This is a genomic window from Burkholderia sp. E168m23 (assembly GCF_016586125.1).
In the GTDB taxonomy this organism is placed as follows: domain Bacteria; phylum Pseudomonadota; class Gammaproteobacteria; order Burkholderiales; family Burkholderiaceae; genus Burkholderia; species Burkholderia orbicola.
Genome location: NZ_BCPP01000169.1, coordinates 1 through 9,261, shown reverse-complemented (window position 1 = coordinate 9,261; position 9,261 = coordinate 1). Strand labels below are relative to the sequence as shown.

The following is a 9,261-nucleotide window of genomic DNA, read 5'->3' as shown; positions in this document are numbered from 1 at the left end:
CCTTGCCCTTCGCGCCGCCCTTGTCGCCGCGCGCGCCGTTCGCTTCGGCCGCGCCGACGATCCCGCGCTCGCGCGCCCACACGATCGCCTCGCCGCGACTGTGCACGTCGAGCTTCGCGTAGATCGTCGCGACGTGATTGCGTACGGTGTTCGGCGCCAGCCCGAGGCGGCCGGCGATTTCCTTGTCGGCCAGACCGTGGCACAGCAGGTCGAACACGTCGCGCTCGCGCGCGGTCAGGTCGGACAGCTGCGCGCCCGCATCCGGCGCATTCGCGCGCCGCACGTTCGCGAGCTTCTCGATCAGCGTGCGGCTGAACCACGACGCGTCCTGCATCGCCGTCTCGATCGCATAGACGAGCTCCATCTCGGTACGCTTGCGGTCGCTGATGTCGAGCAGCGCGACCAGCAGGCAATCGCGCCCGTGAATCGCGACGGGGTCGGCCGACACGACGCAATCGCGCACGTCGCCGTCGCGCGTGCGAATCTGCACGTCCACGTTGCGCACGTGACCGTCGCCCGCGAGCCGGCCTTCGATACGCGACCACGCGCCGCGTTCGGCCCACAGCCCGATCTCGTCCGCGGATTTACCAAGGAGATCGGCCTGCGCATGGCCCGTCATCGCGGCAAACCCGTCGTTCACGTCGAGTAGCTCGAAACGGTCGGCCGTGACGATCGCCATCGCGACCGGCGCCATCCGGAAGGCCGTCGCGAAGCGTTCCTCGCTTTGCATCAGCGCGCGCTCGGCCTGCTTGCGCGGCTCGAGATCCATGAACGTGAACAGCATGCATGCCTCGCCGTTCATGTCGATCGGCTGCCCGGCGACCACCACCGCCTTGGTGCTGCCGTCGGCCAGCTTGAGCACGGCCTCCATCTGCGGGATCGTCGCGCCTTCGCCGAGCCGCTCGATCGCCAGCTCGCGCCGCTCGGCCTGTTCGAGCACGTCGATCTCGTACACCGAGCGGCCGAGCACGTCGTCGCGCGCGTGGCCCGTCATGTCGAGAAAGCCCTGGTTGACCTTCACGTAGCGCAAGTCGTCGAGCCGGCAGATCACGGCCGGCGCCGGATTCGCGTTGAAGGTTCGCTCGAAGCGTTCCTCGGCGCTCGCCCATTCGGTCGCGTCGTGCAGCACGAGCGCCAGGCAGTCGGGCGCGCCGGCCGCGTTCGTCAGCACCAGGCTGCGGATGCGGTGCACCCAGCTCACCGACTCGTCGGCGGCCGATTCGACTTCAACCGTCACGTCGCTGAATTCCTCGCCCGCAATCACGCGATCCATCGGATAGTGGCCGTCGCGCACCGGATGATTGTTCCGGTAACGCAGCCGGAATCGCTCGCGGTATTCGGTGACGTCCGCGCCGAGCGCCTTCAGCTCGGTCACGCCATGCATCGCGAGCGCGGCCTCGTTCGCCCAGACGATCCGCTGGTCCGGCTCGATCAGGATCACGCCCTCGGTCAGCCCCGCGATGATCTGGTGCAGCTGGCGCCGGTCGGTATGCGACTTGAGCGCCTGTTCGTCTACTGGTTCGTTCATCGAATCGTTGTCCCTTCTCGTCAACATGAGCGATCAACATGAGCGCCGGCCGAGCGCCCGTTGCAGCGACATGCCCCGGCCGGCGCGTGCGGCGATGATCGCGTGCCGCGCAACGGCGCGACACGCGCGAATGCACTATCTCGAATAGTACATTCGCACGCCGCCCGTGATCGTGCGGTGCCCCGCCGAATGGTGCGGTGCGGCCAGCGCGCCTGTCGCGCCGCGTTGCCCGGGTCGTGGTGCATGTCCCTGCCCACCGTCTGTTCCGTCCCCCAGTGCAAACGCACTAACCGATCCGGTGAATTTGCGCGATGTCCGCTCGCGTTCGCGTCGGTACGCTGGTACTGCATCGGCGCTCATGCGCTGCCCTTTCATACCGCAGAGGGAGGACACACGGATGAAATTGCATCAGACACCCGATCCGACGCGGCCCGAACCGCCCCCGGACCATCCGCCCGAACCGGCGCCCGGCACCGACCCGCCGGTACCGCTGCCGCCCGACGTACTGCGCCCGGACATGCCGCCGCGCGAGCCCGGCTACGACACGCCGATCGCGCGCTGAACGCGCGGGCACCGCACGGGAACGCGCCGTGCTCCCCGACTGATTGATTCAACCCGCCAATCGAAGGAGAACATCAATGAACAAGACCTCGCACCTTTCGACCCTGCTCGCCGTCAGCGCGGCCTTCCTGCTTTCCGCCGCGCCGCTCACGAACGCGCATGCCCAGGCCTCGTCGACCGACAGCGGCATGGCGAGCGAATCGAATCAGCCTGTCACCGACACGTGGATCACGACCAAGGTGAAAGGTGAGCTCGCAACCACCGACGGCGTGAAGAGCACCGACATCAGCGTGAAGACGGTGGACGGCGTCGTCACGCTGACGGGCGTGCTGCCGACGAAGGTCGCCGTGAAGAAGGCCGTTGCCGTGACCCGCGCGATCAAGGGCGTGAAGCACGTCGACGCATCCGGCCTGAAGGCGAAGGCCTGAGCTACCCCGCGGCCGAGCGCCGCACTTTTCTCCCCTTACGAAAGGAGCACACCATGAACGAAGACAAGATCAAGGGCCAGTGGAAGCAGCTCACCGGCAAGCTGAAGGCCAAGTGGGGCAAGCTGACCGACGACGACCTCCAGGTCGCGGAAGGCAATCGCGATTATCTGGCCGGCAAGATCCAGGAGCGTTACGGGATCGCCCGCGACGAAGCCGAGAAGCAGTTGAAGGAGTTCGACCGCGAGCTGTAACGCGCCAGTCGTCTCACCCCGCCGCGACGCGCACCGCGTCGCGGCCACGAGGAGGACCACGACATGGGCAAATATCTGATCGCATGGCTGCTCGGCGTACCGATCGGGCTGCTGGTGCTGTTTTTTCTGGTCACGCACCTCTTCTGACGCGCACGACGCGTCGTCAATGAAAACGGGCCGACGGCTGAAACCAGCCGCCGGCCCTTCTCTTTTGCGTGCGGTGCGTGACGCGCCGCGCTTACTTCGCCGCGTTCGCCGTCATCTTGAAGATGCCCTGCGCGTTGCCCGCATCGAAGCGCAGGTCGGTCACCCAGCGGCGCGCCGCCTGGTCGAACGTGCGCTTGCGCGTGATGAACTCGTAGAACGAACCCGGCACGTTGCGCTTCACCGTGCCGCCGTCGCGGGTGCGGAACTCGCGCTCGACGGTATCCGCGCGATAGGCCGTCTGGAACACGCGGCCCGAGCGCGAGCGTTCGACTTCGGGCTTCATCGGCCGCCCCTTCGCCTTCTCGTCGTCGGACAGCTTGAACACGTCGGCGACGCGGTCGGTCGCGTGATTGAACGCGTTGCCCTCGGTCGCGATCCACGCCATTTCCGCCGATTCCATCAGCAGCGTCTCGTAGTCGAGCTCGTTCGGCACGTCGTGCTGGCGCGCGAACGCGCCGACGATTTCCGGCAGCAGCGCATGGGCGTCTTCGAGCGACAGCCAGCCTTCGCGCTCGACTTCCCACAGCCGCGCGACGGCCGCCGGCGACAGCGGGTCGCGCGACGCGCCGACCACGTTCGTCACGGCCTGCTGGAATTCCTTCGAGAAGCGCTCCGGATGCAGTTCGCTCACGAAGAACTGCGCGATTTCGTCCGGCGCGTCTTCATGCGCATACGCGCGGCCGGTCATGCCGAGCTTGTCGAGCGGGTAGCGGCCGTTCAGGCGGAAGCCGAGCGGACGCAGGATGCGCGTGAACGCCGCCTCGCCCGGCGGCAGTGCGCCCGTGTGCGGCCAGCGCACCGTGCGCAGCGCGCCGTGGTCGAAATAGACCGAGCCACCGTTTTCGATCGCCTCGGCCGTGTACGCGCGGCCGTTCGCCGAACGCTCGAGCAGCCCTTCGAACAGCGCCATGTTCATCGCCTGCGCAATTTCCGCGCGGGTCACGACGCCGTCTTCCCATTCTTCGAGGATGGCCGGCATGTTCAGGGTCGAGAACAGGGCGTCGGTCTTCGCCTGTCCCAGCAGCTTGGTCAGCAAGCTGTCGATATTCGGATTGCGCATCAGGATTCTCGTCTCGGGGACTCGCCGGCAAACGTGCCGGCCACTCGTCGGCCGGCCGCCCACGGGCGCCAAGCCTTGCATGGCAAGCATTATTCAAAGGGTTGCAGCGGGGCGTAAAGCGAGATTAAATTGATACGTGATGAGTTTTTGGAATTATCAGCCGCGCTTCGCTGGCGCTTCACCCCGGCGGCGTGCGGGTCCGTTCGTCAGACGAATCGAGCATCATGCGCAAATTCAAGATCCCCAACATGGGCGCGCTCGTGGCTTTCGAAGCCGCCGCCCGCCACGAGAGCTTCACGCACGCGGCCAAGGAGCTGTTCCTGACCGAAAGCGCCGTGTCGCGGCAGATCGCGACGCTGGAGGCGAGCCTCGGCGTGCGGCTGTTCGCGCGCGTGAAGCAGCGCGTCGTGCTGACGCGCGCCGGCAAGCTGTACGGCACGCAGGTGCGGCGCGCGCTCGAAACGCTCGACCGCGACACGCTGTCGATCATCGCGCACGGCAGCGGCGGCGGCTACCTGGAACTCGCGGTGCTGCCGACCTTCGCGTCGCACTGGCTGATCCCGCGCATCAAGAGCTTCTACGACCGCACGCCCGACGTGCGCGTGAACATGGGCAGCCGCACCGACCTGTTCTCGTTCGAGGACACGCACTTCGAAGCCGCGATCCACTACGGCAAGCCGACCTGGCCCGGCACGTCGTCCGACTACCTGTTCGGCGAGGAAGTCGTGCCGATCTGCTCGCCCGCGCTGCTGAACGGGCCGGTCGAGCGCGTCGAGGATCTGCTCGCGTATCCGCTGCTGCACTCGACGACGCGCCCCGGCGCGTGGGCGCAGTGGTTCGAGACGCACGGCGTCGAGGACATCCGCACGATGCAGGGCGTGCGCTACGAACTGCATACGATGCTGATCAGCGCGGCCGCGGCCGGGCTCGGCGTCGCGCTCGTGCCGAAGTTCTTCGTCGAGGAACAGTTGCAGCAGCTCGGGCTCGTCGTGCCGTGCGACGCGGCAACCGTCGGCGATTCGGCGTACTACCTCGTGTATCCGACCGAGTTCAGCCACAGCAAGCCGCTGGAATCGTTCCGCGGCTGGCTGCTCGAACAGGCGAGCGCGTATGCAGCGCCGGAACGCGACGTGCAAGACGCCGATGAAGAGGATGACGAAGACGTCGAGTAACGGCGCGGTCGCACCGGTGTCATGACGCGGTGGCGCCGGATGCGTGCCGCGCCGGCACGCCGGCCGAAAGAATCTTCACCAGCAGCGCGCGGGCGCGACCGCTCATGCTCGACACATCAAGCGCGAGCCGGATCATGGGCGCTCGAGTGCGAGGCATCGTGAGGAAGCCCCGCATCGTCGCGCACCGCGTGCGTTACATGTGCCACTTCACCGTGGCGGTCAGCGTGCGCGGATCGCCGGGCATGTTGTACAGGTCCGCGTTGCCGTGCGCGGCGATGAAGTAGCGGCGATTGAACAGGTTGTCGAGCGTGAGCGTCACGTCGACCTTCTTGCTGCGATAGCCGGCGCCCAGGTTGAACACCGTGAACGACGGCAGCGTGACGAGATCGCTCGCCGACGTGTAGCGCGCCGACTGGAACTGCATGCCGGCCGCCGCATAGAAGCCGTACGGCAGCTCGCGCTTGAGCCACAGGTTCGCGCTGTGGCGCGGCATCAGCCCCGGCGTATTGCTCGATACCGCGAGGCCGGCCGCCGTCGATTGCGCGGAGCCGTCCACCGTACCGTTCAGGTACGCGTAACCCGCATACACCGACCACTTAGGCGCGATCTCGCCGGTGAAACCGAGCTCCATTCCGCGTACGTGCTGGGTACCGATCGGCAGCGCATAGCCGGGATTCGCCGGGTCGCCGATCTGCTGGTTGGTCTGGCGCATGTCGAACAGCGCGACGCTGGCCGTCGCCTTGCCGCCGAGGTCGAAGCGTGAGCCGACTTCATACGCGGTGGTCTTCTGCGGCGCAAGCGCGGCGCCGTTCGTAAACGCGCCGGAACTGATCAGCGTGTCGGCCAGCGGCGAGAACGACTGGCTGAACGACCCGTACAGCGTCAGCCAGTCGAGCGGTTCGTAGATCAGGCCGACGCGCGGGCTCCACGCATGGTCGGTGCGGTCGAGATTGACGTTCGACGACGTGTAGTCGTGGCGGATCTGGTTCAGGTAGTCGAAGCGCAGGCCGGCAAGCACCTTCCAGTGTTCGGTCAGCGAGATCAGGTCCTGCGCGTAGACGCCCGCGAGCCCGACCACGGTCGACGCGTTCGTCTTCGCACGCGTGCCGGTCGGCACGCCGGGCAGGACGACCGGCTGCGGATTGAAGAGATCGTAGGTCGCGACCTTCGACACGCTGTAGATCGTGTCGAACTTCTGCTGCTGCGACAGTTCGAGCCCGTACAGCAGCTCGTGGCGCATGCCGAACAGCGACGTCTTCTGCGTGAGTTCGAACAGCCCGTCGATGCCGTGATCGGTGCGCTGGCGCGTCGACTGGTCGAGCGTGACGACCGGGTGCGCGGCGGTCTTGATCGGCTCGTACGTCACGTAGTTCTTCCGCTCGAGCGAGAAGTCGTACGCGCGGATCGCGCCGTGGAACGACAGCGAATCGTTGAAGCGATGATCGAGCGACACCGTCGCGCTTTTCGCGGAGACGTCGTTGTACGAACTGTTCACCCCGTCGGCCGACCCGTAGTACGTGTTGATCGGCACGTCGACCGGCCGGCCGCGATACGCGGGGATCCCCTGGTCGGACGTGCGGCGGTCGTGCAGGTAGTCGAATTCGACGTTCAGTACCGTGTCGCGGTCGAGCTTGAACTGCGCGGACGGCGCGATCGCCTGCCGGTTGAGCTGGAACTGGTCGCGGAAGCTGTTCGAATTCTCGGCCGCGCCGGTCATGCGAAAGCGCGCCGCGTCGTTCGCATTCCAGCCGAGGTCGAATTCGCCGCGCCGCTCGCCGCGCGTGCCGAGCGTCACGCCCACGTCGTTCACCGGGTTCGCGAGCGGCCGCTTCAGCACGCGATTCACGATGCCGCCCGCCGAGCCGCGTCCGTACAGCACGGCCGCCGGCCCCTTCAACACCTCGACGCGATCGACGTTCGACAGGTCGCGGTAGTACAGCGCGTCGTCGCGAATGCCGTCGACGTACTGGTCCGTGATGCTGTTGAAGCCGCGGATCGTGATCTGGTCGCGCTGACCGTCGCCGACCGAGAAGCCGACGCCCGGCACGTTGCGCAACGCGTCCTGCAGCGACGTCGCGTTCTGATCCTCGATCACCGCGTGCGGCACGACGTTCACGGTCTGCGGCACGTCCATCAGCGACATGTCGGTCTTGGTCGCCGCGCGCGAATGGCCGCCGTCGTACGACGCATGCTCGGCGGCCGCGTTGACGGAAATCGCGGGCAGGGTCGCCGCGGCGTCGGCCGCCTGCGCGCAGGCGGCGCGTGTGCCGGCAAGCGACGAGGCGATCAGAAGGACGTGGCACGCGCTCTTGTTGAATTTCATCGTTGAAGTAAAGGCAGAGGGAAAATGGTGAGCGCAAACGCGTGCGGCCGACGCAAGGTCATCAGCCGGCGACTCGACAGGCGAACGCGTGTCTACGCACAACGGACGGCGCACAGAGAATCGCCTCGTCGCCCCGGCCGGCATGCCCGGCACGAAAACGCCGTTGCGACGCGTCACGGCTCGTAATGGAGCGAAATATTAAACGAGAATGATTCGCGTTATTAATCAATTTCCAACATGTCGCCTTCGTGCAACGTACCTCCGGCTAACACTGCGGATTCCTGACGAATAACTTTCAGTTTTGCGCATCGACGCGCGGATTTCGTAAAGAAATAGAAAGAAATTGAGCGGGCGCGGTGTGTTATGACCGTATGGATCGAAGGGCTGCTTGGGATGCGTCGTTCGAGGACATGCACTTCGGGCGCGATCCACGACGGCAAGCCGACCTGGCGAGCGCGTATGCGGCGCCGGAGTGCGATACGAAGAGGCCGATGAGGAAGACGACGAGGACGTCGAATGACGCGAGCCATTGCGACATCCCGCCGGCGCGTCGACGGGCCGGCGCGGCCCGTCGACGCCGGGTCTTACTTCAGGCGGCAATCGCGAACGGTCGCGATCCCCGATGCAAAGTCGCCCACGCAATGCAGCGTGACGCGCTTGCCGACCAGCCGCTGCGCCTTCTGTTCGGCCGCCGCATCGACGAACGACGCGCGCACCGCCTGATCGGCATCCACGTCTTCGCCGATCTCCGCGAGCGTCTTGCCTGTGAAGCCCTTCTCGAGACCGAGCAGCGTGCCCGTCAGCGCGACCGGCTGGTCGAAATACTTGTCGCCGCCCGAACCCGTATAGGCCTCGATCATCTGCGCGGCCGATACCTTGAGCTCGCCTTTCGCGGCCATGGCGCCCGAGACGATCGTCAGCGCGAGGGCGGCAAGTGCGATTCGTTTCATTGCGTGGTTTCTCCGTGGTTGAACAGTGTTTTGAAAAAGTTGGCGCTCGCGCGCCGGCGGAACACGACGGCCCTGCACGCACGCGCCCCGTGTCCGCCCCACGGGCAACACGACGGCGCACGACGTGCACGGCCTGACGGTTATTTGCGTGGGGCTGCTTCGATCAGCGCGACGGCCCTGCGGTCGTACACGTCGGGCGTCGCCTTCGCGCCGCGCGCGACCGCTTCGCGCACGCTGCCGGTGGCGTCATCCTTACCCGCGCCGATCAGCGCGGGCGCATCCGGATCCGCGCCGGCATCGAGAAGCGCCTTCACGCAGTCAGGGTTGTGCACGATCGCCGCGCGCAGCAACGGCGTCTCGCCCCAGCGGACGCGTTGCTCGCCCAGCCGCGGCTCGATCGGCGTGCCGGGTTCATGCAGGATCGCGATGCGCTCGGCCGCGGTCGGGTCGGGCTGACCGTCCAGTTCGTAGCGTCGCTCGCACACGAAGCTGAGCGGCGTCTGTCCGGTCTTCGCATGCGCGTACGGATCGGCGCCGGCGTCGACCAGCAGCTTGAGGATGTCGAGATCGGATGCCGCGCGTCCGGTCAGCACCGTGTATCCATTCGGATCGGTGGCGCGGGCATCGGCGCCAGACTTCAACAGCATCCGGACGAGCTCGGGCGACGGGGTATACGCATTCGCGGCCATCGCCAGCGGCGGCTCGCCGCTCGGTGCGATCGCGTTGACGTTCGCGCCCGCGCCGATCAGCAGGCGGATCGTTTCGAGCTGGTCGGGCTTGA

At 66.6% G+C, this 9,261-nt stretch carries 9 protein-coding genes; 4 read left to right on the top strand and 5 right to left on the bottom strand.

The window, feature by feature from the left end; translation table 11 throughout:
• The coding region (locus JMF90_RS11560) for a helix-turn-helix transcriptional regulator (RefSeq protein ID WP_200052658.1) at positions 1 to 1,528 on the bottom strand (1,528 nt) is incomplete at its 3' end.
• Between the two features lie 397 nt (positions 1,529 to 1,925).
• Between JMF90_RS11560 and JMF90_RS11555 the strand changes: the two genes are divergently transcribed.
• The 3 genes from JMF90_RS11555 (at position 1,926) to JMF90_RS11545 (ending at position 2,768) form a co-directional block, all read left to right on the top strand.
• Positions 1,926 to 2,090 carry a hypothetical protein gene (locus JMF90_RS11555; RefSeq protein WP_166488164.1) on the top strand — a complete coding sequence of 55 codons (165 nt, stop codon included), beginning with the start codon at positions 1,926 to 1,928 and terminating at the stop codon, positions 2,088 to 2,090.
• Positions 2,091 to 2,166: 76 nt separating this feature from the next.
• On the top strand, positions 2,167 to 2,517 hold the full coding sequence (locus JMF90_RS11550) for a BON domain-containing protein (RefSeq protein WP_006479803.1): 351 nt from the start codon (positions 2,167 to 2,169) through the stop codon (positions 2,515 to 2,517).
• Positions 2,518 to 2,570: 53 nt separating this feature from the next.
• Positions 2,571 to 2,768 (top strand): CsbD family protein, encoded by a 198-nt coding sequence (locus JMF90_RS11545; RefSeq protein ID WP_006479804.1) that lies wholly within the window; start codon positions 2,571 to 2,573, stop codon positions 2,766 to 2,768.
• Positions 2,769 to 3,006: 238 nt separating this feature from the next.
• On the opposite strand, the gene JMF90_RS11540 is transcribed toward JMF90_RS11545, so the two are convergent.
• On the bottom strand, positions 3,007 to 4,035 hold the full coding sequence (locus JMF90_RS11540; RefSeq protein WP_011694514.1) for a DUF1338 domain-containing protein: 1,029 nt from the start codon (positions 4,033 to 4,035) through the stop codon (positions 3,007 to 3,009).
• A 224-nt stretch (positions 4,036 to 4,259) separates the two neighbouring features.
• Here JMF90_RS11540 and JMF90_RS11535 point away from each other — a divergent pair, with 224 nt between their 5' ends.
• Entirely contained in the window at positions 4,260 to 5,207 is a 948-nt protein-coding gene (locus JMF90_RS11535; RefSeq protein ID WP_006479806.1) for a LysR family transcriptional regulator, read from the top strand.
• Positions 5,208 to 5,400: 193 nt separating this feature from the next.
• On the opposite strand, the gene JMF90_RS11530 is transcribed toward JMF90_RS11535, so the two are convergent.
• The 3 genes from JMF90_RS11530 to JMF90_RS11520 all read right to left on the bottom strand — a co-directional run.
• Positions 5,401 to 7,530 carry a TonB-dependent siderophore receptor gene (locus JMF90_RS11530; RefSeq protein ID WP_041489630.1) on the bottom strand — a complete coding sequence of 710 codons (2,130 nt, stop codon included), beginning with the start codon at positions 7,528 to 7,530 and terminating at the stop codon, positions 5,401 to 5,403.
• A 584-nt stretch (positions 7,531 to 8,114) separates the two neighbouring features.
• Positions 8,115 to 8,480: a hypothetical protein gene (locus tag JMF90_RS11525; RefSeq protein ID WP_011694512.1), complete on the bottom strand. Its 366-nt coding sequence runs from the start codon at positions 8,478 to 8,480 to the stop codon at positions 8,115 to 8,117.
• Positions 8,481 to 8,620: 140 nt separating this feature from the next.
• On the bottom strand, positions 8,621 to 9,261 hold a 641-nt coding region (locus JMF90_RS11520; RefSeq protein ID WP_201325117.1), incomplete at its 5' end, for an ankyrin repeat domain-containing protein.

Bases quoted from the DNA above. Each gene is read 5' to 3' on its own strand.
- JMF90_RS11550 (WP_006479803.1), top strand. From the start codon at position 2,167: ATGAACAAGACCTCGCACCTTTCGACCCTGCTCGCCGTCAGCGCGGCC.
- JMF90_RS11555 (WP_166488164.1), top strand. From the start codon at position 1,926: ATGAAATTGCATCAGACACCCGATCCGACGCGGCCCGAACCGCCCCCG.
- JMF90_RS11535 (WP_006479806.1), top strand. From the start codon at position 4,260: ATGCGCAAATTCAAGATCCCCAACATGGGCGCGCTCGTGGCTTTCGAA.
- JMF90_RS11545 (WP_006479804.1), top strand. From the start codon at position 2,571: ATGAACGAAGACAAGATCAAGGGCCAGTGGAAGCAGCTCACCGGCAAG.
- JMF90_RS11540 (WP_011694514.1), bottom strand. From the start codon at position 4,035: ATGCGCAATCCGAATATCGACAGCTTGCTGACCAAGCTGCTGGGACAG.
- JMF90_RS11525 (WP_011694512.1), bottom strand. From the start codon at position 8,480: ATGAAACGAATCGCACTTGCCGCCCTCGCGCTGACGATCGTCTCGGGC.
- JMF90_RS11530 (WP_041489630.1), bottom strand. From the start codon at position 7,530: ATGAAATTCAACAAGAGCGCGTGCCACGTCCTTCTGATCGCCTCGTCG.